Annotated in this window: 15 protein-coding genes; 5 read left to right on the forward strand and 10 right to left on the reverse strand. The window is 45.5% G+C overall.

The annotated features are described in order from the left end of the window. The first annotated feature begins 62 nt into the window (after positions 1–62). The gene (locus L4C44_RS09110; RefSeq protein WP_428804918.1) at positions 63–2,513 is read left to right on the forward strand and encodes a family 20 glycosylhydrolase; all 2,451 of its coding nucleotides are present in this window, start codon (positions 63–65) and stop codon (positions 2,511–2,513) included. Positions 2,514–2,632: 119 nt separating this feature from the next. Here the strand turns inward: L4C44_RS09110 and L4C44_RS09115 are convergent, their stop codons facing one another. Beyond that, positions 2,633–4,696: an ATP-binding protein gene (locus L4C44_RS09115; protein WP_428804919.1), complete on the reverse strand. Its 2,064-nt coding sequence runs from the start codon at positions 4,694–4,696 to the stop codon at positions 2,633–2,635. Between the two features lie 208 nt (positions 4,697–4,904). On the opposite strand from L4C44_RS09115, the gene L4C44_RS09120 reads away from it, so the two are divergent. The 4 genes from L4C44_RS09120 to lhgO all read left to right on the forward strand — a co-directional run bounded on the left by L4C44_RS09120 (position 4,905) and on the right by lhgO (position 11,129). After that, the gene (locus tag L4C44_RS09120) at positions 4,905–6,245 is read left to right on the forward strand and encodes a sigma-54-dependent transcriptional regulator (RefSeq protein WP_428804920.1); all 1,341 of its coding nucleotides are present in this window, start codon (positions 4,905–4,907) and stop codon (positions 6,243–6,245) included. Between the two features lie 321 nt (positions 6,246–6,566). Beyond that, positions 6,567–7,580: a TAXI family TRAP transporter solute-binding subunit gene (locus L4C44_RS09125; RefSeq protein ID WP_372385549.1), complete on the forward strand. Its 1,014-nt coding sequence runs from the start codon at positions 6,567–6,569 to the stop codon at positions 7,578–7,580. Between the two features lie 127 nt (positions 7,581–7,707). Further along, positions 7,708–9,885 (forward strand): TRAP transporter permease, encoded by a 2,178-nt coding sequence (locus L4C44_RS09130; protein ID WP_428804921.1) that lies wholly within the window; start codon positions 7,708–7,710, stop codon positions 9,883–9,885. A 26-nt stretch (positions 9,886–9,911) separates the two neighbouring features. Further along, on the forward strand, positions 9,912–11,129 hold the full coding sequence (gene lhgO, locus L4C44_RS09135) for an L-2-hydroxyglutarate oxidase (RefSeq protein ID WP_428804922.1): 1,218 nt from the start codon (positions 9,912–9,914) through the stop codon (positions 11,127–11,129). A gap of 88 nt (positions 11,130–11,217) precedes the next feature. Here lhgO and L4C44_RS09140 read toward each other — a convergent pair whose 3' ends face one another. The 9 genes from L4C44_RS09140 to L4C44_RS09180 all read right to left on the reverse strand — a co-directional run bounded on the left by L4C44_RS09140 (position 11,218) and on the right by L4C44_RS09180 (position 25,244). Continuing rightward, positions 11,218–11,991, reverse strand: coding sequence for an ADP-ribosyltransferase (locus L4C44_RS09140; protein ID WP_428804923.1), 774 nt, complete (start codon positions 11,989–11,991; stop codon positions 11,218–11,220). A gap of 15 nt (positions 11,992–12,006) precedes the next feature. Continuing rightward, a complete protein-coding gene (locus L4C44_RS09145; RefSeq protein WP_146491163.1) occupies positions 12,007–12,756 on the reverse strand; it encodes an ADP-ribosyltransferase in 750 nt (249 codons plus the stop codon). A gap of 12 nt (positions 12,757–12,768) precedes the next feature. Further along, positions 12,769–15,366 carry a hypothetical protein gene (locus tag L4C44_RS09150; RefSeq protein ID WP_428804924.1) on the reverse strand — a complete coding sequence of 866 codons (2,598 nt, stop codon included), beginning with the start codon at positions 15,364–15,366 and terminating at the stop codon, positions 12,769–12,771. A gap of 217 nt (positions 15,367–15,583) precedes the next feature. Further along, the gene (locus L4C44_RS09155) at positions 15,584–17,476 is read right to left on the reverse strand and encodes a methyl-accepting chemotaxis protein (RefSeq protein WP_285953093.1); all 1,893 of its coding nucleotides are present in this window, start codon (positions 17,474–17,476) and stop codon (positions 15,584–15,586) included. A gap of 692 nt (positions 17,477–18,168) precedes the next feature. Then, positions 18,169–19,725 carry a M28 family metallopeptidase gene (locus L4C44_RS09160; protein ID WP_428804925.1) on the reverse strand — a complete coding sequence of 519 codons (1,557 nt, stop codon included), beginning with the start codon at positions 19,723–19,725 and terminating at the stop codon, positions 18,169–18,171. Positions 19,726–19,868: 143 nt separating this feature from the next. Continuing rightward, complete coding sequence (locus L4C44_RS09165) at positions 19,869–22,253, reverse strand: M4 family metallopeptidase (protein WP_146491159.1); 2,385 nt, start codon at positions 22,251–22,253, stop codon at positions 19,869–19,871. Between the two features lie 562 nt (positions 22,254–22,815). Further along, entirely contained in the window at positions 22,816–23,091 is a 276-nt protein-coding gene (locus L4C44_RS09170) for a hypothetical protein (protein WP_146491158.1), read from the reverse strand. Between the two features lie 91 nt (positions 23,092–23,182). Further along, positions 23,183–24,502: a sensor histidine kinase gene (locus L4C44_RS09175; protein WP_285953089.1), complete on the reverse strand. Its 1,320-nt coding sequence runs from the start codon at positions 24,500–24,502 to the stop codon at positions 23,183–23,185. A gap of 37 nt (positions 24,503–24,539) precedes the next feature. Next, positions 24,540–25,244 (reverse strand): response regulator, encoded by a 705-nt coding sequence (locus L4C44_RS09180; RefSeq protein WP_146491156.1) that lies wholly within the window; start codon positions 25,242–25,244, stop codon positions 24,540–24,542. Between the last annotated feature and the right edge of the window lie 240 nt (positions 25,245–25,484).

A 25,484-nucleotide genomic window follows, 5' to 3' on the forward strand; every position in this document is an offset into this window, starting at 1 on the left:
TTATTTTTGTGAATAGGCTCTGATAAATAAAATACAATGAAAGTTATATAGGAAAATTAATAATGAAAAAAACTATATTGTCACTATTGATATCCGGTTCAGTAGTTTCTCCAATGGCTTTAGCAATGGCTCCAAATACAGACTTGAATTTAATGCCTTATCCACAAACTGTGGAATTAAAATCAGGCCAAGTGAAAGTAGATGGTAATTTTAAAGTTTACATCAAAGGCTTTAATTCTGATCGCGTTGAATACACGGCGAAACGCTTTATTGATCGCCTTGAGCGTCAGACGGGTGTGCCGATTTTAAATTGGCAGGTGGATAGTGCAGACGAAGCGAACCTGATCATTGATATCGATGCGGCGCCAAAGTCTGAAGTACAGAACATCGATTCTGTTGAGTCCTACAAAATTACCACTCAGGGTGAGCAAATCACGCTGAGCGCACCAAGCCCTTATGGTGCAATTCACGGCATCGAAACCCTTTTACAGCTCGTTGAAACTACGGCGACTGGCTACCATATTCCTGCCGTAACAATTGTCGATGAGCCTCGCTTCCGCTGGCGTGGTGTTTCTTACGATACTTCACGTCACTTTATTGAATTCGATGTGCTAATTCGTCAGTTAGATGCGATGGCTTCCGCGAAGATGAATGTGTTCCATTGGCACTTCTGGGACGACCAAGGCATTCGCATTCAAACCGAATCATGGCCGCGTCTGTGGTCTGAAACCGCTGATGGTAATTACTACACCAAAGACCAAGTTCGCTACCTAGTTGAATACGCCCGTAATCTTGGTATCCGTGTTATCCCTGAGGTCTCTCTACCGGGTCACTCTTCTGCCGTGGCTCATGCTTACCCGCGCCTGATGTCTGGCGCAGAAGGTCAAAGCTATGATCAAGAGCGTGGCTGGGGCGTGTTTGAACCACTGATGGATCCGTTGAATCCAGAGCTATATGACATGCTAGGTGATGTGTTTGACGAAGTGACCGAGTTGTTCCCTGATGAGTATTTCCATATCGGCGGCGATGAGCCGAACTATGCGCAATGGAAAAACAGCGAAAAGCACCAACAGTTTATCGAAGAGAACAATATCGATGGTGAACGCGGTCTACAGTCTTACCTCAATGTAAAAGTTGAGAAGATGCTTGAAGAACGCGGTAAGAAGATGACTGGTTGGGATGAAATTTGGCACAAAGATTTGCCAACTTCGATCGTGATTCAAAGCTGGCAAGGCCATGACAGCATTGGCCGTGCGGCCAAAGAGGGCTACCCAGGGATTCTTTCTACCGGCTACTACTTAGATCAGCCTCAGCCAACCAGTTACCACTACCGCAATGACCCAATGCCAAGCGGCATTACTGTCGACGATAAGCTACACAGCGGCGAGAAGTTTGTGACTTACCAATGGCAAAAGCCTCGCTCTAAGGGCAGCCCACGTAAGGGAACACTAACTATCATTGAAGCGAAAGACGGTACTTTCCGAGCGTTCAGTGATTACAACGGCAAGTCTCGCGAAGAGATCTACATTCTTGATTATGTGCCGGGTAAAACTTTTGTCGGCCACTTTGATAACTTCATGTCTTACACGGAATTTAACTTGAACCTGAATCCGAATGGCTTTGCTGAAGGCAGTTATCAGTTGATTGGTAACGTGCGTTGGCCAACCACAGGTGAAGTGATTGCGAGCAGCGATGTAGAAGGCAGCGTGATTCCTGAGCCTAATGGCGGCTACCCTGCGGAATTAACAGATAAAGAAAAAGAGCTTATCTTAGGTGGCGAGATCACTATGTGGCTAGAGAACAAAGATAGCCTCACAGTAGAAAACTACCTATGGCCGCGTAGTTATGCGATTGCAGAGCGTTTCTGGTCTGATGCGGAACTAACGGATGAGCGCAGCATGTACAAACGTATGAAGGCTATGGATACATGGTCTGAAGTGTCGGTTGGCTTACGTCATCATGCGGACGCCGATATGCTGTTAAAACGCATTGCTAAAGGTCAAGATATTCACGATCTGCGCGTGTTAGCGAGATACACCGAACCAGCACAGTACTACGCACGTAACTGGGAGAAGTGGAACTCTACTGAACCTAAAGGCACTTTGTACAGCCAATACGAGCGCCTAAACCGATTTGTTGATGCGCTGCCAGTGGAAAGCTACGCGGTGTATGAGATGCAAGATTTGGTCAATGAAGTAGCGACAGGCAATCAACAGGCATTGGAGCAACTTGCTGAGCATTATCAGCAAGCAAAATCGGCAGCTCTCGCCGCAGAGACTGTCTTCGCAGGTAATGTGTCTTCGGTCGAGACTGTGGTTGTTGCAGAGAAAACGGCGGAAGTTGCAGACTTGGCGTTAACCTTGATTGCGAAAGCACAAGCGGGTGAAAAAGTTCGAGCAGCAGACGTGAATGCCTACCAAGCGATATTGTCTGAATCAGCGAAAATTTATGATGAATCGATCATCGCGATTGTTCGCCCGACAGAGCTACTGTTGAAGCAGTTAGCGGAGTAAGTCGTTAACGGATTAGCTAATAAGGCATACGCCAATACGCGAATTAAAACCGCCCTCATGTGGGCGGTTTTTTAGTTGTAGCACTCAAATGAAATGTGGTGTCTAAGTTATATGAGTGATTACTCACTATCGACATTTTTCAGTGTTAACGTAAATGTCATACCTTGGTCTGAATTGTTCTTCGCTATTAAGGTGCCTTGCATATCACGCACGTTGTTTGCTGTGATGGCTAATCCTAGCCCCAAGCCTTCGCCCATTTTTTTGTTGGTGTGGAAGGGTTCGAAAATGGTTTCTAGTTGGTCTTCGGATACGCCACAACCGTTATCTTGCACCTTGATGATCACACGCTCTTGTTCGGTATGAGCACTGATCACAATGGTTGCTGGTTTCTGATTTTGCGTGGCATCGATGGAATTTTTTAAGAGATTACCAAGTACCTGTCTTAGTCGCGCTTCTTCTCCTATTACTATCGAAATACTAGAGGCGACACGCACGCGGATATCGACGTTTTCTAATGCTGCTTGGTGAATACGCAGGGTTTCTTGAAGCGCGTCTGTTAGCGAAACTGGGTAAGGTTTTTCTAGTCTTTGGAAGGCGAACGACTTTAACTGGCTGGTCATGTTAGCCATTCTGTCGATGAGGCTCATTACCAAGTCCATGTTCGCTTTCAACATCTTAGTCTCGCCTCTTTCCATCAGTAACTGGTTACTTGAAAGCAGGGTTTTTAGGCCAGTAAGAGGCTGATTAAGTTCGTGAGTAATCGCACTCGACATGCGACCTAGTGCGGCAAGCTTGCTTGATTCCACCAATTCTTGCTGCGCATCTTTGAGGTCTTGTGTTCGCTCTTCTACTCGCAGTTGCAGCGTTTTATTGGCTTCCTGAACCGCGATTTCCGCTTTCTTACGTTTACTGATATCAATCACGGTACACAAGTAATAGGTCGTGGCATGCCAAGGAAAGGCGCTAATAGAGAACAACACCGGGAAGTAGCTGCCATCGCTGCGTCTTGCCATGGTTTCGACGCTGGTGATCTCGGCCAGCTCTTGGTGTTGATCTAAGTTCTTGAGCAACTGCAAGGTGGTTGAATTCGGGTTACCTGCCTCAAATAACTGCCATGCCTTAATGTTGCTGATCATCGAATCAGAAAGGCAAAAGTAGTTCTTCGCCATCAGGTTAATATCGTGGATATGACCATGTTTATCGATCAGCACCAGCCCAACGTGGGTTTTATTGATCATTCCAGACAGTCGTTTTTCTGACTCTTCGATGAGTTTTTGGATTCGCAGATTACTGAGCTTTTTCTGACGTCTTTGATAAAGAATAACCAGCAACAGCAGAATGAAAAGACAGCCAACCGCCACACTCCAGCTGATCCAGTTAGTTGTCTGGTTGAGGCTGGTTAATGGCGTCAGGTAGGTTAAACGCCAATTAAGGTCATCTAACTTAATGGATTGGATAAGGTAGTCTTTATCTTGCAGTCGCCACACGCGAATATGAGTTTGGTCATACAGCTCGCGTTTTGTTGTGCTTGGTTGTGAGTTGAACGTGTCGTTGAACCAGTCTGCGCTCAGTCGTTTATCACTCGACAGAAAAAACTGCTCGCGAGGGTTTTGAAATAAGATGGCTTCACCATCGGCGAACCATTGATCGGTCAGTAACGACAAGTCGATTTGTACCGCGACAATACCTACTATATCTGACGCTCGATAAACAGGCGCGGCAATGAAGTAATCGGGTGTCACCCCTTTATTTTTTGTCACTACAGAGATAGCACCACCTTGCTGGTAGATTTTAGACACAATCGTGCTGGCGTTCTTTTTACTCAGTTTGCTTCTTTCGACACTCGATACCAACAAATCACCTTCGCCAGAAAGTAGATACCAACCCTTGGTATTGGCGGCTTTATCCAATTGAATCAGCTGTTTCTTGATGCGTTTTTCGAGTCGTTGTTCACCATCAATGAAACGGACACTGGTCTCATCGTTGGTTACCAGATAGGGCAAATAATAGAAACGTTTAAGGGTTCGCCTTGCTTCAGCAATGTATCCGAGGAAGCGCTGTTCTGCATAGCGTTGGGCTTGTTCGAGCTTCCATTGGCTTATACCACTTTTGGTGGTTACCTGAACCAAACCAATTAATAAACAGGCACATAGGAATAACCAATATCGATTGTTATTCATCATTGGTGATTAAATCCTTTTAAAACTAGTGACTTGAGAAGGTTTTCTGTTTGCTTTTTAAGCGAATGGAGAGTGAGACAAGTTGAAGCTAACAAACATTATAAAACTGTTAAAGGAGTGTTATTCAAAGTGGGAGCTAGCTCCTTTTCGTCTGCGGATTTTTTACATACCGTGGGCGACATTATTCAGAGGTAAGTGGCGGAACCAAACCATGCAGCGTATAGCTTTGATTGAAGATGATGCAATTGTGCGTCAAGCAACTAGCCAATGGTTGCAATTAGCGGGCTTCGATGTCACCGCATTTGAGGTTGGGCAAGGTGCGTTAAACGCGGTAGAGCAGGGTGATTTCCAAACCATCATCACCGACGTTCGTTTACCTGATATAGACGGCGTTGAGTTGCTTGCGCGATTTAAGCAGTTAGTACCTGAGGTGCCTGTCATCTTGATCACTGGGCACGGTGATGTCGATATGGCCGTGAAAGCGTTACAGCAAGGCGCGTATGACTTTATTGAGAAGCCATTCGACCCCGAGCGTCTGTCTCAAACAGTATCTGAAGCGGTCGACAAACATCAAAGTGGCCAAGACAGGAACAGTCGTCAGAACTATCTGGATAACCTGAAAGGCATTGAACAGGTCCTGATTGGGCGCAGTAAAGTGATGTGTGAATTGCGAGAACAGATACAAAAAGTCGCTTCAATTGATACCAATGTGATCATCTATGGTGAAACCGGCTGTGGTAAAGAACTGGTTGCCTCTTGTCTGCATGAGTTTAGCGAGCGAAAAAGTCACCCTTTTGTACCGCTGAACTGTGGCGCGATCCCAGAAAACCTGTTTGAAAGTGAGCTGTTTGGACACGAAGCTGGTGCGTTTACTGGTGCCGCCAAGCGACGGATTGGTAAGCTTGAATTTGCCGACAAAGGCACGGTGTTTCTTGATGAAATCGAGAGTATGCCGCTGTCGATGCAGGTCAAAGTGCTGCGTACCTTGCAAGATAATGTTGTCGAACGCGTAGGTGGTAATCAGCAACAACATGTTGATCTACGAGTGGTCTCTGCCTCGAAAAGCGATCTACTTAATCACCCCGATTTTCGCCAAGACCTTTTCTATCGTTTGAACGTTGCCCAACTGCATTTACCTCCCCTTAGCGAACGAGAAGACGATGCTTTGATCCTTTTTGAACACTTTACTCAAGAAGCGAACAGCGAAACTCGAGTTGCCAGTGAGGCTGATCGTTATGCCTTGTTGTCGTATGCATGGCCGGGTAATGTGCGCGAACTGCGTAACGTGGCGATTCGTTTTGCGTTGGATGAAAGCCTGACCGTCGGCGATATTTTGGCGTGTCGCCCCAATTCTGTCACAGAGTCCACAACGGCAGGCATCCCGTTGGCGGTTCAAGTGCAGAGCTTTGAGCGAAAAGTGATTCATGATGCGCTAGTGCGTTATCAGGGGCGCATCAATGATGTGATGCAAGACTTGGATTTACCTCGTCGAACATTGAACCAAAAGATGGTGCGTTATGCGTTGAACCGAAGCGATTATGTCGATTCGTAATTGATGATGAGATTAGAAGTGTTGTCTGGAATCAATGAGCAAAAAATGGCTCATCAGATATTTATCATTTTATAAACATTGATCACGCAAATGTAACACAGTGTGACTTGGCTACCTTTAAACCGATGTTATTCGCTGCTTGGGATAAGCAAAAAATAGCTCATTGATTCGTAGTCAAATAAGCAAGAAATGGCTTGCTTCAGGTAGGTTTTTAAATAAATATCAATAAAAACAGCAACTTAAAAACTGGCATTGTGCTTGCTATCTAGCAATTGTTGTTAACAAAAATATAACGTGAATAACTCTACATGGAGAGTAATAATGAAATACAACAAGCTAGTTAAAACTTTAGCAATCGCAATGGCCTCTATTGGCCTTATCAGTAACGCCTCCGCTCAAGAAGAGCGTAGCTACATTTTAGCGACGGCCTCAACGGGTGGTACTTACTATCCAGTGGGTGTGGCTTTAGCGACATTGAGTAAAGTTAAGCTTGCGCCAAAGCAGCACTTTTCTTTGGCGGCTATCAGCTCAGCAGGATCGGGCGAGAACGTGAAACTTCTCAATGAGAACGAAGCACAGTTTGCCATTCTTCAGGGTTTGTATGGCGCGTGGGCGTGGCAAGGGCTTGGTCCATATGAGAAGTCAGGCAGTCAAAAACAACTGCGTTCAGTCTCTATGCTATGGCAAAACGTTGAGCACTTTATTGTGCGTTCTGACCTTACTGAAACGGGCACCATGAGTGATTTAGAAAATCTAAACGGCAAAAAATTCTCTATTGGTAAGAAGAACTCAGGTACAGAGAATTCAGGACGCCAGATCATGCAGGGCCTGTCGGTTAACCCAGAACAATTTAAACTCGCCTTTATGGGTTACGGCGGCAGTGCCAGCGCACTACAAAATGGCACGATTGATGGCATGAACACACCTGCTGGCGTGCCTGTTGGTGCGGTAACTCAAGCGTTTGCAGCCTTGGGTGAAGACATTCAAATCCTGTCGTTTACCGATGCGCAAATCAAACAAGCGAACGGCGATTACAATATCTGGACTAAATATGAGATCCCTGCAAACACTTACCCAGGTGTTGATAAGCCGATCACCACTATCGCTCAACCCAACTTCCTAGCGGTTCGTGAAGACATTTCTGAAGAAGACGTGTATCAGCTGACCAAAGCTATCTATGAAAACCTACCTTTCCTACAAGGTATCCACAAAGCAACCAAAGCAATGGCACTCGAGAAAGGGATCGCAGGTCTGCCTGTTCCACTTCACCCGGGCGCTGCACGTTACTACCAAGAAGTGGGCATCGATATCCCTTCTGAGTTGATCGTTAACTAGCTGTTTGCCATCAACTACCCCTTCGTGACTTAATTGCTTGGTGCACGTTCGCTTAAGAATGTGTTCGTGCCCCTCTTCACTTTATGGATTTTCTCTTCGTGTTTGCTGCGGAGAGCAGGAGTTTTCTATGAGCGATTCGCTGCAGCAGGAACTGAAAAAATTTGAACTGCCGACCCGAACGGATTTTCCGTGGGTGGGCAAAGCGATAACAACCATGGGAGTGATTCTCTCCCTATTACATATTTGGTTTAATACCTTATCGACCTTGCCAGAGCTTTGGATCTCGGCGACCCACTTCGCCGGTTTTGCGATCATTTGTGCGCTTTGGTATCCCGCCCATATCTCACTGAAAAAGAGCAAAATTGCTCTGGCGGTCGATATCGGAATTGCCTTGGCGGCTTTGGCTTGTCTTATCTACATTCCCTTTGCAGAAGATGCTTTGTATGAGCGAGGGGTTAAGTTCATCGCCAGTGATTGGTTCTTCTCTATCTTGGCGATTGCCATCGTTATTGAACTGATTCGTCGTACCATGGGTTGGTTTATTCCGGTGCTTATCTTGGTGTGTTTGAGCTATGTAGTGCTGTGGGGGCAATGGACTAGTGGCATCTTTCACTTTCCGGGTTTGAGCCTTGAAACACTGCTTTATCGAAGCTTTTATTCATCAGAAGGGATGTTCGGTTCTATCTCTAGAATCAGCTGGACCTTCGTGTTTATGTTCATCCTATTTGGCGCATTCTTAGTGCGTTCGGGTGTCGGTGATTACATCATTGATGTGTCTCGCGCAGCAGCTGGCAAAGTGATTGGTGGCCCGGGCTTTATCGCGGTAATTGGCTCAGGCTTGATGGGATCGGTGTCTGGTTCGAGCGTAGCAAATACCGTATCGACGGGTGTGATCAGTATTCCGTTAATGCAAAAGGCAGGCTTCCCTTCGCGTTTCGCGGCCGGTGTTGAAGCGGCGGCATCGACGGGCGGGCAGTTGATGCCACCAGTGATGGGTGCGGGTGCGTTTATCATGGCGTCTTACACCCAGATCCCTTATGTCGACATCATTGCGGTTTCCTTCTTACCTGCGCTTATCTACTTTTTGTCTGTGGCATTTTTCGTACGTATTGAAGCAAAACGCAGTGGCGTGCAAAAAGTTACTTCTGGCTGTGCACCTCTATTGAAGGTATTGCTGTCGGGCTGGCACAACCTGATCCCATTAGCGGTGTTGGTGACTCTGTTGGTGAAGGGCTTCACGCCGACTTACGCAGCGGGTATCTCGATTCTGTCTGTCGTAGTGGCTTCATGGTTCTCTAAAAATCACAAAATGGGTCCAAAGGCGATCATTGAAGCGCTTTCTCAAGGCGCAAAAAATATGGCGACCACGGCGGTGTTGTTGGTAGGCATTGGATTAGTTATCAACGTGATCAGCACGACCGGAATTGGTAATACCTTCTCATTGATGATCAACAGCTGGGCGAACGGCGACTTGTTGGTGATGATAGCCTTAATCGCGCTGGCATCTTTGATTCTGGGCATGGGCTTACCGGTAACCGCGGCTTACATCGTGTTGGGTACTCTGTCGGCTCCTGCCTTATACAAACTGATTGCTGAAAGTCAGTTGCTAGACTTGTTGGTTTCGGGCCAGTTACCTGAACAGGCGAAAGCTATCTTCATGTTGGCGGCGCCAGAAAAATTAGATTTACTGAATGCGCCAATGGCACTCGAAACCGCCAAAGAGATGATTGCGTTAGTCCCTGCTGATTTTGTGGAAACGCTGCTTGAGCAAAGCTTAGGCTTGGAAGCGATTAGCCTTGCTCTATTGTCTGCACACTTAATCATTTTCTGGTTATCGCAAGACAGCAACGTGACGCCACCGGTTTGTTTGACCGCTTTTGCGGCAGCGACAATTGCTAAAACGCCACCAATGAGAACGGGCTTAATGGCATGGAAGATCGCTAAAGGCTTGTACTTGGTGCCACTGCTTATCGCTTACACCAACTTGGTAAGTTGGGATGTGACCTCGGTTTTAGTGACTGGCGGCTTTGCTATTATTGGTACTTATGCATTTATTGCAGCGATTGAAGGTTACCTCGAGAGCGAAATCAATCTTGTGTTGCGCGCGGTATTGATTGCCTTAGGTGTGGCTTTAGTTTGGCCTGATGTGTCAATCGTGATTCGCCTGGTCGGTGTAGCACTGTTTGTTGCTATCTTCATCTACAGCGGTCGTAAGTACGATATCAATCAAGTGAAAAAGCCGTCGGATGAAGAGCAAGAGTCGTTGCCTCAAACCGAGCCTGATACTGTCGCTTCTTCCCTATAATTTAAAGGACTGAATGTAGGAACATTATGAACTCAATATACGACTATATTATCGTTGGTGGTGGCATTGTTGGCGTGTCGACGGCATGGCAACTGCAACAAGCTCACCCTGATAAAAGTATCCTTTTAGTCGAAAAGGAGCGTGGCTTTGCGCAGCATCAAACGGGTCACAACAGTGGTGTGATTCACGCTGGTGTTTACTACGCTCCGGGTAGCTTGAAAGCGGATTTCTGTAAGCGAGGCGTAGAGCGTACTATCGCGTTTTGTCGTCAACATGATATCCCCGTCGAAAACTGCGGTAAGTTATTGGTTGCGACCAATGAGCAAGAGGTCGAGCGCATGAATGCACTTTATCAGCGCTGCCATGATAACGATATTGATGTCGATTTGTTGGACCAAGCGCAGCTCAAACTCGCCGAGCCGAACATCACGGGCTTGGGCGCGATTTACGTCAAAACCACCAGTATCGTTGACTACAAAAAAGTCACTGAAGTGATGGCTCAGCAGTTTGTTGAGGCGGGTGGGGAGTTGAGCTTGGGCACAGAAGTTATATTGGCTGATGAGCAAGACGATGAGGTTCAGTTAACCTGCAAAGTGGATGGACAGACCTTGCAGTTGAACAGTCGATTCTTGATCACTTGCTCAGGCTTAATGGCGGACAGAATGACTAAGATGCTTGGCATTGAAACTGACTTCCAAATCGTCCCTTATCGCGGTGAATACTATCAGCTTGATGCTAAACATAACCAAGTGGTGAATCACCTTATCTATCCGATCCCTGACCCAGAACTGCCTTTCTTGGGCGTGCATTTAACACGCATGATTGATGGCTCCGTAACAGTAGGGCCAAATGCAGTTCAAGGCTGGAAGCGAGAAGGTTATGGCAAGCTTAACTTTAGTTTCAAGGACACTTGGCAGATGCTGAGCTTTGCGGGCTTTTGGAAAGTGACTGCGAATAATCTAAAAACCGGTTTGGTCGAGTTTAAAAACTCGTGGTGGAAGCCGGGTTATCTTAAATTGGTTAATAAGTACTGCCCAAGTATCACTGTGTCTGACTTCAAGCCATACCCTGCAGGTATTCGTGCTCAAGCGGTACTCAAAGATGGTACCTTGGTTCATGACTTCCTGTTTGCGGAGAGTCCAAGAAGCTTGCATGTGTGCAATGCACCATCGCCAGCGGCGACCTCAGCGATGCCTATTGGCGAATATATTTGTGGCAAGATAATGCGTAAAACAGCCAGTTAATAAATAGCCCTAGCCTCAGCAATAAAAAAGACCATCTTGATGATGGTCTTTTTTTATCAGCCGCTTACTAAATAGCAAGCACGCTACACTATAGGCAATAGAGTGAGCTACGGCTGCGAAGTGCTACTTCTTCACCGCTGTAACTGTCATAAATGTGGATATCAGGTTCCGCTTTCAGGTACCGAGCGGGGTTCTTTACTTCTCGCATCTTGATGTAGTTTTTGTTGGGTGATACTCGCTCAATCGCTTCTACTCGATAGTAAGTGTTGGGTTTAGCGAGTATTTCAGCTTCATCCGGTTTAAACGTGTAAGCATTGATCGCTCGACCTGCTGACTTTAACTCAATTTTGAATTGAGCTGCAGAGGCGCCTTCGTAAACGCCAGCTGACGAAAAGTTCTTGGCAACACTAGGCAGTGTCGATGTCGATAAAAAAGCTTTCTCATGCAGAATGTCACCGATGTTGAGCTTTTCCAGTAGCGAGTTCTTGATTGATGATCCACGGTAAACCGTACCCTTGTAGTTAGGTAGTTTATTCATCACATTCCGCATATGAAAGACTCGCGACTTTAATGTACGACCAAACATTTCCGACAGATACCCTTCAGGCTCTCCAGCTCGCATGTATTCATTGACCACGTCGTGATCCACTCGGCCGTAATTCTTGATAGCAGAGTACTCTTCACTGATCATCTTTTTTTCAGCTTTTACATGGTGCGTCGTTGCCCAATCCATCAGGTCATCCGCAATTTGTTGTTGCGCCTGATAGGAGAGTGAACGCCCTTTAAACTCAGGAAACTCCTCACTCTGTGCCGAAAAACTTGTCATTAAAGAGAGGCAAAGCACTCCAATAAATTTTTTCATTGCTTGATCCTTAGCTTATGTACAAACGAGAGAGTGCCAAAATGATGCTTCTACTTCTTCGCCTGAATAGAGGTTATATTTCTGAGTGTTTTTGACGGCAGATGCCTTCACCGTTTCCACGCCGATGTAGGTATGGGTAGAGGTTCGCTCTATCTGGGTGATTCGAAAGTGTGCATTTGGCGCAAACAGAACCTCTGCTTCTTTGCTGTATTCCGAAAGCCCTGCAATGGTGTGACCCCCTTGATTGATCTTGACTTCAAAAAGCACTCGCTTGAGCCTTTGTGGGGAGTTGGGATGCACTACCGAAAAGCGCTTAGCGACTTCTGGGAGAGTAGAGGTTGAAGTAAATGCTGGCTCGACCAACACGTCCCCCTCTTCGAGCTTGTTAAGCAGAGATAGTTTTACCCAAGTCCCTCGGTATGCGGTCCCTTTGTATTTTGGCAGCTTGTTGAGAGCCGATTTAACCGTGCGAATGTACTGCCTCGCATCCGCCCCCGCGACACCCCATGTTGAGGTGTCAGTTGCTCTTAGGTAGTCATTAGCGGTCTGATAGCCGGAAATGGAAAAGTCTTCTACTGCTTCCTTTTCATTGGCAGTTATGAAGGAGTAGCGCCAACCATTGGAAGCCTTTGACCAGTCTTTGAAGTCTTCTGCTAGCTGGGTGACCTCTTCCTCTAAACGGTTTGGCTGTTTGAGCGCATCAAACGGTTGAGAGAAGGCAGTAAAACTCAGACAACAGAGCAGCAATAAAAATCGAGTATTCATAGTGTCCGCCCTTTATTGGTATTGGTAGCTGTTAGGGCTTAAATCACATGGAATGCCGAAAGTGTTCTGATTGATCACGGCATACTTCAGAGCACCAAACATATTGAGTTGTTGTCGAGTGACTGCGTCGTACCATTCAGAGAGCGGTGAAAGCCAGTACAGGTGCTCATCTGCCGCAACATCAAGTAGTGCGCTCTTAAGGTGCGGATAGTAGATCATGCAGCTACGGCCGGGTTGATTGGTAAAGTTTTCGTTGGTGTTACTTAATTTATCGAGCTGTTGATTGAGTTCAGACGTTGGGTTAAAGATGGCGTCAATAGAGCGCTCGATACGGGCATCATAGCTATCAGGGATGATGTCTGAAATCAGGTAACGCATCAGGTGCGCAGGCAGCATCTCTGAAAACAGAGCGGTGACTTCCCCTTCCCCAGAGGCGTAATGTCCCGTAGAGATATGTTGAGAGTGGATGATCGACGTATAGCGCTGGAATTGGCCCACTTGCGAATGTAGCCACTCAATACCGTTGCTGTCTGAGACGCTTATCGCCTCGGCAAGTCGAGTTTTCACTATCCCTTTCGCTAGCTGTAGCGTATTACCTTGCAGGTTAGTAATGTCTAGCGATGAAGACTTGAGTGCTGAGTAAATTAATGGCGCGTTAGTTTCGAGATCGGCACTGCCTGGATAAGTAAAACTAAAAAACTCTACCGCTTGTTTGGCCTGCCATTCACTTGCCAGTGCGACAGCTATGAGGCTTTCAAGTTTTTGATAACGCTTTGAGTGCACATAGGCGCTTTTGCCGGAGTAGTTAGCGTGCCAATTATTGATGTAATGCAGCGACGCTTGTCGTGAAAGATTCTCTTTTTGAAGGTAAGACAAGCTCCACCCAGCACACGCGCTACCGCCACCACATTCACCTTCAAGCATTGCGCTGGAGTCCAGTAACCAGTGATAAACCTGCTGTTTATCGAATTCGGCTTGTTGTTTTAGGCGCTGCTGCGCAGAAAAGTTCAAGATCTGTTGCTCTAACCAATACTCCTCGTCTTCTGAGTTCCAGCCATCGGCAATTAAGGTGCTTAACGTATCGAAAAGAACTCGCTTCACCGCTTCTTTATTCGGCGGATAGATTTGCGCAATAACCGTATCTTCAGATGGATTAAACGGGCGAGTTTCCGCTGGTATCCAAGCATATTCGACACAGCCACGAAAATTCGGGTCTCCTCCGAGAATCCCAATACGAACGCACTTTCTGTAACCGCTTTGGAGAACAATCTCTTTGTTGCGTATTTCTTGTGACGTTGCTGGACGTCCTAGAATACTGCGTGTCATTTCGTCAATGGCATTGCGCTCAGCTTGCGCCTTAAAGAAGTTATGCATGGTCTCTACAGAGCCTGAACGGAATAGTCGTTCAACGGCAATTTCGCCTTGTGTAAACATCTCTTTTTGCAACTTACTCTTGAGCAAATTGACATGGTTGTCCGCGGTTTCAATGATCTGCGTCTTTGCTGCTAGCGTTCGGGTATAAAGTTGTTCCACAGCGGCTTGGTCAAGCCCTGGAATTTGTCCCGCTCGTAAGGCATCAAGTTTGGCAATAGCTTCATCCAGTAGTTGTTGCTGGCAGTGTTGGAGTTTGGCAAGAGCTCGATTGGCTTGGCGCTTTGACGGCACCGCTGGTGGGCGGTTATTGTTTTCTTCAACATCTTGTTGAGGGTAAAGCTCTGCCAATGCTTGGGTTTCTTCATTACAGCTCAAGGCAATGTCTGATGCGAAAAGGCGAGAGCCTTGATGGTCGATTGCAAGCTGGCTAAAGAGAGTTTTGCGCAGTTCATGCTCGACACCTGTAATCAGCTCTTCTGCCATGATGGTTTGAGCTTGAACGACTTCTTGATAATGCTGTTGGTATTTGAGTGCAAGATCGGTCGCGAAGCCTTGTGCTACTGCGTTTAACATGGCCTGCTGTTTGGATGCGAGTTCAGCCCAATGGTTTTTGTCTCTTAGATCTTGCTGAGTAATCAGGTCATCATGAACGCGATAACTATAATGGTCACCCGCCGCAATCCTATCCCAACGGCTACTCAATATTTGACGATCTATTTCTCTAGCTGGAAGCTTTAATACGCCAAACCAATCGACTAACTCCATAACGGTGGCAAACCTATCATAAGAGGTGCGCGATTCGTCTTGAAAGCTATTGGCAACGCTTTTTGCCCAAAGGCCGACAGCAACCGCATCACCAATTGGCCCCAAAGCTTCTAACGCGCCTTTTGCCATGCCACTGGTCGAGCGTCCCAAGGTTTCCATTAATCGTGTCGCTTCTACCGGTTCAATCGCAATCGCCGGGGCTGGCCCTGTCTCCAGTAATGTGGCGGTTTCTGGCAAAATATCACTGGCTTCGGATAGAGATGGTTTTAAGTCGATAATGTGTTCCGGCGCCGATGGGAAAAGGTTTTCAGGGGTAATGCCATCACTAAATGAATCGTAATTTTTTTGGCGGATTTGGTGGAAGCTCTCGCTATCTAAGACGTTATATTCGTCCCCAATCTTACAGATTTCAAAAGCATTGACGCTGGATGAAATCATGGTCGTAATGAGCACTAATCTTTTTAACTTCATAGAGTTATCCTTGTTTTTTGCAAAGTTGTTTGCTTATTTTAGAAAGCAAAAAGCCTCTCCTTGCCGATATGGCAAAGAGAAAACTAGATGTTGTTGTGTGGGGTACTTCGAAAAATCGTTTACTCAAATCACCCAGTTGGTGATTGGAGGTTTAGCTATGGTGTTGTGATTAGGGGAGCCGTTTCCCCTAATCAGTCTTTATTGAATCTTGTTGAGGTTAACGGTTTAGCTTAAAGGTACTGACTGCTTGCGTGAGCTTCTCAGACAGTGCAATAAGCTCCGACGCTTTCTCTTGGTTCGATGCAGACAAGCTGTGTGTCTCACGGGCTTTGTCATTGACGTCAACGATACTCTGGTTGATTTCGCCTGCGACAAGGGTTTGCTCTTCCGTCGCAGTGGCTATCTGAGTATTCATATCTTCAATAACGGTGATTGAATTCGATATTTCGTGGAGTGATGCCTGGGCTTTTTTCGCATTTTGCATTGTGAGGTCTGAAGCTTCTCGGTTAGTCAGCATCATTTCCATTGAGTTATTGGCTTCGTGCTGAAGTGAGACGATAACTTCTTGAATCTGGTTGGTACTTTGTTGAGTGCGGTTTGCGAGATTACGAACCTCATCAGCGACAACGGCAAAGCCTCGCCCTTGTTCACCTGCACGTGCAGCTTCAATCGCAGCATTAAGCGCGAGTAGGTTGGTTTGGTCAGCAATATCCTTGATGACATCCAGTACGGTGCCGATACTCGAGGTTTTTTCGCCAACGGTATTAATGACATCTGAGACTTCCTCAATACCGCGTGAAAGGTTCACAATACTGATACTCACAGTATCGAAGGTTTGGTTGCCCGATTGTGCCTCTTGAGCAGCTTGCATCGCAGCTTCTGAAGCTCGGTGAGCGTTCTGTGCAACTTCATCGACGGCGACCGACATTTCATTCATTGCCGTTGAGGTTTGTTCTAATTGCTCCATTTGGGAAGCGGAACTCGAATTCACACTGTCTGCGGCGGTCGTGATACCTTCTGCAAACTTAAACAAGTCGTTTGATGAACTACGAATCATGTCGATCGTGGTGCTCAGCTCATTGACCATATCGTTAACTGCAGCATTAATACCAATCGCTTTCCCTTGTTGCTGGTTAATCGCAGTAAAATCACCTGAAGCTACCTTGGCAACCGTTGCTTCTATCTCGCTTGGCTCTCCCCCTAATGGGCGGTAAACCAATACTTCGACAACGTAGTACACGCAGCCTGCGCAAATAAGCAATAGCGTCAAAGAGGTGATCAGCGTTTCAGTAAGGTTATCTTGTGAGTCTTGATTGACGCTAGACTCTTTGTCCCATGCCCATACACTCCAACCAAGGTCTTTAATGTTAGCGGCTGATGCCAAGAACTCAGTGTTTTGATAAACATATTCAAAGCTTTCTTCACGAGAGGTATCTCGATTTTTGAAAGATGGAATTTCGTTGAAGATGTTTTTACCTACCACGGATGAGCTTTGTGCAGCCAAGATAAAACCATCTTCACGAGTGACAAAGATCTTGTTGTTCGTGGTGAGGTGTTGTGTGAACTTGCTGAGATCTTCAACCAAGATGTTAAGCGCGACAACACCCACAATTTTGCCTTGTTTGTAGATCGGCATGGCGAGGGACATCACCTGATCACCTGTTGTCGCTAGATAAGGGCGAGTAATGATCTTGTCTTGGCCGCTCATACCTTTCAAAAACCATTCACGTTGTTTGGTTTTGGCATTAAAGTTTTCGATGATGCCATTGGTTTTTGATGAGTAAGAGGTTCCGTCTGCTAATGAAAAGTAGACGTTGATGACATTTGTTGAGTGCATTGCGCTTTGGAGTGTTTTGACTGCACGCAAAGTATCGACTTGACCATCCTCAGTGAACGAAAGTTCATTGCTTACCAAAGTTAGAACATCAAAGTAACGATTGATTTTCTGTCCAATAGTGTCTGCGATAAGTTGAGACTTGTACCCTAACTGTTTTTTGTAACTTATGGTCGATGATGTTTCGAAGTTCTTCCAGCTTAAGAAACTTGTCGCCATGATTAAAATGACAGTCAGCCCCATAATAGAAAGAATGATTTTTAGTTTAGCACTCATAACTAGTTCCAATATAAGCAGTGTTTGATTATTTTTATAATTCAGGGTTATTCCTGAATGTAAATAATATAACACTTATAAAATGCGCATATAACTCTGGATTATTTATAGATAATATACATCTAGTTAATATATGCAATATTTATTAATTGCATTGAGGTCCTATTTATTTGGTGTATGGAGTGCTTATTTTAATTGGACTGGTGTCTCGTAATTGAACTGGTCTTACTTGTTGTTTGTATTGGTTATTTCGTTGTTGTCTTGAGTTCGCTTCTTGGTTTTACCCTTATTTATAATAGGTATATAGCGTTGGCTTACTTTAAATAAATCATTAAATGAAAGTTTGTGTAATTATATTTAAATTATTTAGAGACTTAGGTGGCGGGTATTATGTTCTCGTGGTTAGAGAGTAATAGAATAAGCATTAACTAATTAAGTGAACGCTTTATTATTCGTGTTGGTTATTTATAGAATTGAATATAAGGTGGGTGTATTGGGGTAAGGTAGTCAAATTACTTAATTAAAATATAACTTTTTATTTATATTCTGGGATGCTTAATTAGTTTTTGGTGAAGTAACTATTTTCATCTACATCTATGTTGCCACTGACAAAAAACGCAGCCAGTCAGCTGCGTTATGTTTTTTGCCTAAGTGGTTAGCCAATTGGTTGGCCGAGTAAACCTAGTGATTAGTTACAGCCAATCCGGCACAAAGTTAGCGACGATGGTGACATCGTTAAAGTTACGGTAGCCGCGCACCATGATACTGAATTCACCCGCAGGTTTGTTCAATACACATTGTTCGTTGCTGCTGTTCTGGTATGGGCGGCAATCGTAGCTTGCTTTCGATACGGTACCATTATGTTTCACGTAAAGGTCGGCATCGCCACTACGAGGGCCTGTCATGGTTACGGTTAACTGACCAGAGTACTCTGTTGTTACGGTAAAGAATTGCTCTTCACCGTAACCAGCGGATAGCCCTTCTACAGGGACGTCATATTGAAGCTCTGTTGGCCCTGCAACGGGCGAATCAAGGCTGGTTTCGACAAGGTAAGCAATGGCCAGTTTGGCGAACTTGGTCGCATGTGTCGCGGTTGGATCGGAGTTCTCAAGCGTGTCGTGCTCTGTATGAATACTTGGATTGTAGTCGTTAAACATGCTCTCGAATGGCATGGCAGCTGGGTAGCCAACATTGTGCCAAGAGGCGTGGTCAGAACAGGCATAGCCACAATCATCGAAACCGTAACTGATCTCACTAGCGTAAGTGTCGATCAGCTCGCTCAAGTAGGCGGTTAAGTTACTGTCGGTATAGTCTGTGATGAAGGTGATATCGTGCGCTGAACCGTTGTAGTTGGTCATGTCTAATTGCAGTACTGACACAACGTTAGCTTGCTTATCCCTTAATGCATTGGCGACATCTTGTGAACCGCGCAGCCCCACTTCTTCCGCAGCATAGCCGTAGAATTTGATAGTTTTGTCTGGCTGAATACCGCTGGCGATCATCAGGCGAAGCGACTCTGTTACCGTTGCAATGCCAGACGCATCATCATCGGCTCCCGGTGAGATGGTGCCTTCGCTTGTCCAAGATCCAACGGTCGAATCAAGGTGTCCGCCAACAACGACGATCTCTTCAGGATATTTAGCGCCAAGCAGTGTCACTTCAACGGATTTCTGCGGATATTCGGCATGCGTGATTTGGCGTGCAGACGCATACGGCACATCTTTAATCTCGGTTTCCCAACGCTCTAAAAGCCAATCTGAAGCAGCGACACCAGTAGAAGTCGTATAAAAACGGTTGGTGAAGTTGGTTAGATTTTCAATGGTTGTGACCATGTTGCTCGGTTCGACCTGTGCGAGTAGGTCGTTCACTGTGTCTTGATGGCTGATCACCGGCTTTTCGAAGCTGCTCATTGTCAGTGGCATCGCTGCGGCTTTGAGTGCGCTAGCTTTGTCTTCGTGCACCATGTAGCCACCACAACGGTGAGTCTCTTCGTGCATGTGGCTGGATAGTTTCGCGAGCTCTTTCTGGTTGATTTTCGCGACGATGGAATGCTTGTTTCCCGTCACGCTTGGGTAAACCGTTGCGCCATGCTGAGTCATTATATGCTGTGCGTCAGCATCGGTGGTGATCCAAACCTCTTCGTTCGCTGGTGGTGTGATGCCTAGGGATGCGTAAGCCGAAGTACTGTTGATTAAGGCTAGAGAACCTCCGAGTACAGCCAAAGCTAGCATGCTTTTTTGAATAGCCATTTGTCGTCCTTTTTATGGTGAGTATTGTTATGTTAATGGGTGTGATTTTTGTGTAATGCGTGGATGTTTTTGTGTAGATGTTTCATGCGCTAAACATACAATAGAGAAAAGGGCCCCTTTCGGAGCCCTGAATTTGCTATTGATTACTGTGCTTTAATGAAACGGTAGTGCTTGGTTTCTGAACAGATATCGCTTGAGGTACATACTTGGTACTCCACATCTACTGTGCCGTTGTGACGGAACTTGTCGACGTATGAGTTGAAGTCTGTCGCACCAACATTCTTGCCGTTACGCTTAATCACGAAGTAGTCGTTGGTGTCGTAATCCCACGCCAGCTTAACGCGTGCCTTGCCGTTCGGGTTTTTGTTACCAAACTTCAGTTTTAGTGGGAAGCCTTCCGCTGAATCACCTTCAATCGTGATCGACTTGCTTGTTGATGTCGCAACACCTGCATCGTCAGTCACGGTTAGGGTAACCACGTAGTCGCCAGCTTCAGCATAGGTATAACTAGTCACTTCACCTGTTTGCGTATTGCCATCGCCTAGGTTCCATTGGTAAGAAACGATTTGGCCATCGCTATCCGAACTTGTGCTGCGCAGCTCTACTTCTTTGCCTACAACCGTATGCTCGAAAGAAGAAATTGGCGGTACGTTAGCGTTGCCTGATTCGTACGATGCTTTTAGGTTTGCACCTGCGTAATCTGAGTAGCCTAGAATGTTCACTGTGTAGCGACCTGAGGTTGGGTTCTCAATCACACACACTTCGTCAGTCACGCTTTCACTCTTACAGATGTTGTCTTGAGGGCTTGGTGCGTAATCTAGGCCGACATACATATCTGGGTCACCCGTAGAAACAGCAAGATCAATCGTCAGCTTGTCTTGGCCTTCTGGTACTTCGATATCGAAGTAAGTTTTTGAGCCTGTTTCACCAGCAACTGCAGCTTCAACACCATTTTCAAGACGTTGGTATTCCGGTTCTGGCGGAAGTGGTGGCTCGCCACAAGGTGATACGCCCACTAAGTTGAACGCAGAAACAACGTCATCGGCACTGTAACCAAGGTCGGTTGCTGAGTTCTTCACGCCACAAGCGCCCTGCCAGAAATCACTGTTTTCAGACCAGTAGATTTGGTTGGCTAGCACGAACAGTTCGAACGCTTTCTTGGTGTCCCAACCTTGCGTGGTTGCTAGGTGGTAGAACGCTTTGTTGAATACACCCGAGCTGTAGTGCACGTTCAAGCCATCGTAGTATTCAGATGCGTTGTTGATTGAAGAGCCATCACGTGATGGATCGTCCATGTAACGTAGAGCGCCTTCGCCTTTGAAGATATTGCGTCCTACCATCCAGTCGTTGGTGCCCTTCATGTAGTATTCAGCCGCTTCACCAGCCATGTCAGAGAAAGCCTCGTTCATGCCGCCCGATTGGTTTGCGTAGATCAAACCTGAGTTTTGCTCTGTGAAACCGTGGCTTACTTCGTGCGCTGATACATCCAGGCTTACAAGTGGGTAGAAGAAGCTTTCACCATCACCAAAGGTCATGGCTCTGCCGTCCCAAAATGCATTCTCGTAGTTGTTACCGTAGTGGACACGCATCATGAGTTTGAAGGAGAGTGGTGCTGTGTCGAACCAATTTTTATACATGTCGAACACGATGTTACCGAAGTAGTGGGCATCGTTGAGTGGTGAGAATGCGCCATTCACGGCTTTGTGTTCGTTGCGAGGACATTCATAGCTGTAAGTGGTGTCGCCGTCTGTTGCACCATTCAGGTCAACCGTGACCACGTTTTCCGATTCCATCACACACTCTGTGCCCACTTCTTGAACATCAAGGTAGTGGTAGTCGGTGCCGTATTCGTACATGCCTGTTTTTTCGTTACCGCCAGGGCCTGTACCGATCTGAGCGTGGGCAATACCTTCCCAGCGGTCGATGACTTCGCCTGTGTGCGCGTCTAGCATGGTGAACGGTCGGGTCGGCTGTTCACTGCCTTCAACGAGATAAGAGATAACGTAGACTAGGCGTGTTTTATCTGCACCTTGTTTGCCAATGCCTTGTTTATCGGCTCCTTGGTTAGAGGTGCCCTGATAAATAAACAGCTCATGTTGTACGTTGTCTAGAGATTTGCTGGTTAAGCCTTGAGTCTTAAGATCTTTACTCGCCAGTTCAATCGCTTGAGCGCTGTTGATGGATGGCTTAACAAAAGAACGCTCAAGGGTTGTTGTTTTGAGGTAACTGCCTTGAACGGATTTAAGTGCGCCACCTTGTACACTTTGAGTGGCGTTTAGGTAATGCCCCCAAACGGGTGTTCCCCAGATGTTCTGCTGGATCTTAACTTTGTAGATACCACGCTTTTTGAGGTTAACTTCCTTCACCATCTTAAAGCTAGAGGCGTTACTGACACCTAACTGAGTGTTCAACCCAGAAAAGCTAGTAAAGTTGATCGGTTGATCGATGTTAACGGATTCACTTGCATGCACTGATAAAGACATAGCACTCGCTATAGCAACGGCAACTAAACGCTTTTTCATTTTCATTGTTATTTTCTCTTTCCATGTAAAATCCATGAAAAAATAACAAAATTATCACAACGAATTTACATCATTCGATCCGATTAATTAGTAGCATGGCAATGATCTCTTTTATTCATGAAACTTATATTTCTCGTATTTACAGATAGTTATCGTTTCTGTTTATTTTTGAACGCACTCATAGGTTTTATTTATAAAATCATGACACTTTTATTAAGTGTTATTTTTTTATGGAAATTAAGATTTTCGAGTAAATTGATCTGTGCCTCAGTTAAGGTGTTCCGAGCTGATAGAAGGATCAACGATTTGAAAGTATCATTTTAACCTGAAGGTTATTAAGCGAATTTAAGGGCAGTTTTGATAAGAGTTTGAAGATTTTTAGGCTTATTTTTCGAATTGTTAGTTACAAGAGTGAAGGGGAATTGGGCACTTCTTTGGCACAGAGCACAAAATCTGCTGGATGAAAAAAGCCAGCGACGGGTCACTGGCTTAGATTAACTTAGTTTGTACAGGCTATTGATAAGGTACGTAACGAAGACACTTAACTATGGTTTGTAACTAAAGCGAATTACTGCTTCTTACCGCCAACTTGAACGTAGTCGATACCGATAATACGGTTGATGATACCCAGAACAGAGCTCGTATCAGAGTTTGTTGAGTGAATAGTCTCAACCGTAGCGCCTTCAGGTACTAATTCCATTGCACGATCTTGTGTGTTACCTGGAACTTGGAAACCGACAATGTTGAAGCTCTCAGCGTGCGCTGTGTAAACTTCATCGTTGTGGCTAATACCTGAACAACCTGCAAGAGAGACAATACCCAAAATAACTAATAACTTTTTCATAAACACACCTTAAGAATGGTTGGAGTTTAGGTTCATAGGGAGACAGCATCTCCCGGCCGATGTTGAACATTATTCCAGAGGTGTTTTGTCGTTACTGTATGGGTTTGTCATCTGAATCATTACATAGCTGAATGGTTATAGTGAATACTGCACCATTTAAGGTTTGGCTTTGACCTACTTCCACGGTAGCGCCGTGTTGAGCGCAGATCTTATCGACGATAGAGAGCCCTAAACCATGGCCGCTCTTAGCTTTATTGCGCGCTTTGTCGCCAACGTAAAAGGGTTCAAATAGGCGCGCTTGATGTTCTTGTGCTACGCCATCACCATCGTCATGTACAGCAATCTGCAGCTGCTCTTGATGCGCGGTTGCTTCAATTAGCACTTGAGAGCGTGCGAATTTCATAGCGTTGCGTACTAGATTATCTAGAGCGCGGTTTAGCAGTATTTCATCCGCAAGAATTTCATAAGGTTGCTCTGGCAGTGATAGGTTTATGTCGAGCTCTGTATCTTTGTTCCAGCGCGTCATTGCGTGGTCGAGAAGGTCTCTTATCTCTAATGGTTGTTGCAAGTTTTCTAGGTCACAGCTGTCAAGTTTGGCGTAATACAATAGCTCATCAACCATCTTTTCCATCTCTTCAGTGTCTTCGACAATACTCTCAATCGTACTTTCTTGCTCTTCGTTTAGCAGGGTGTCTTTCAACATTTCAGCTTGCCACTGAATACGAAATATTGGCGTGCGCAGTTCATGAGCGACAGCATTAGTGAGTGAGCGATTGCTTTCAATTAAGCGATGAATTCGGTCGGCCATTAGGTTGAAGGATTTGTTCAGTGAACCGATCGCAATGCCACTTGAAGTCTCAGCTCGCGAGGAGAGATCCCCTTCTGCAAAACTCAGAGTGGCTGATTCCAGTTTTTTTACTCGGCGGAAGATGATCAGTACATGGCATAAACCATATAAGATAAAGCTCGCTAAAAAGAACAACCAAATGAGGTCATCTTCTAACTCGATTTTTTGCCTAACGAATGCTTCACTGTTGGGCAGGTAGTGATAGGTGTTATCACTGTTTGCTAAGCGAAACCAAAGATCCCGCTCTTCATCATGAAAGATAAAGGTACTTGGGTTGGTACTGAAAAACTTAGAAACGGGGCCTGGAATTTCATCTTCAGGGCTGAACGTAACCAGTTTATTTCGTGTGGTCTCTACAAACTGGTTTATCGCTTGATGAGCCGCTTCAAGGCCTTGATTCTTGGCGATGTTTTCTATCAGTTGTTGGTGGGCTGTTGCTTCATAATCTTGCAGTACATATTCGTAGTCGGTATTGAGTTGATAAACACAAATTTCGTAGGCGACAATACCGCTAATAAAACAAATCAATAGCCCTAGTAGGGACTCCAAATAGATACGTCGCATAATCGCTCTCTTTCATTACGCTCGTATTGAGCGAGGTTTAATGCCAGGCGGTGGAAACAAATAAGTAGCCTTTTCCGCGAATCGTCTGAATTTTCTCTGCTGGCGCATGGTCGTCGCCCAATATTTTTCTTAGACGTACCACCTTGTTATCAATTGTTCGGTCGATTCCGTCGTACTCAATACCACGCAGCGTTTTCGTCAAGTAGTCACGTGATAGTGGAGTATCGGGGTTGCTTGCCAATAACCAAAGTAGGTCAAACTCACTGTCTGTGAGTGACAAAACCTCACCCGAAAGTTCGCATTTCTTATAGGTGTTTTTCAGGACCAGTTTATCAAACTGTAGGTTGTCTGAACCGTCGGCTGAAGCAGTATTGGTATCTTGGCGACGTAATAGTGAACGAACTCTTGCCAGCAGAACTCTTGGTTTGATTGGCTTGGTGACATAGTCATCAGCCCCTGTCTCTAGACCAGCGACATGATCGAAGTCGTCATCACTAGCGGTGAGCATCAGGATTTTACCTTTGTAGTGTGTACGCGTCTGTCGGCAGATTGTAAGTCCGTCACTTACAGGAAGCATTAGATCTAAGAGTACGATATCAGGTTGCTCAGATAGGATAGTATGTGCGGCATCACCGCCATCATCTAACGTGGAGACATCAAAATCTTGCGTGACAAAGTAATCCTGCAACATTTTCTGAAGTTTTAAATCGTCTTCCACGATGATCATTTTAGGTTTTGTCATTCCACTCCCAGCCTTATCATGCATTTCACTTATCGAGATGACGTGAGCGATTCTCATCTTATGCAAGTCGATATCGCATATTAAATTTAAACGCTTCACGAAAAATACCTAACGTGAATGATTAAACACTTTCCACGTCAGTTCAATGATGATTTTGACTTTTGGGGAAAATAAAAAACAACGTTCAAAAAGAATTACACTCTCATACATTCACAGGACAGATGCTTGCGGGTTTAAATA

Origin of the sequence: Vibrio satsumensis (assembly GCF_050337435.1) — a bacterium.
Lineage (GTDB): Bacteria > Pseudomonadota > Gammaproteobacteria > Enterobacterales > Vibrionaceae > Vibrio > Vibrio satsumensis.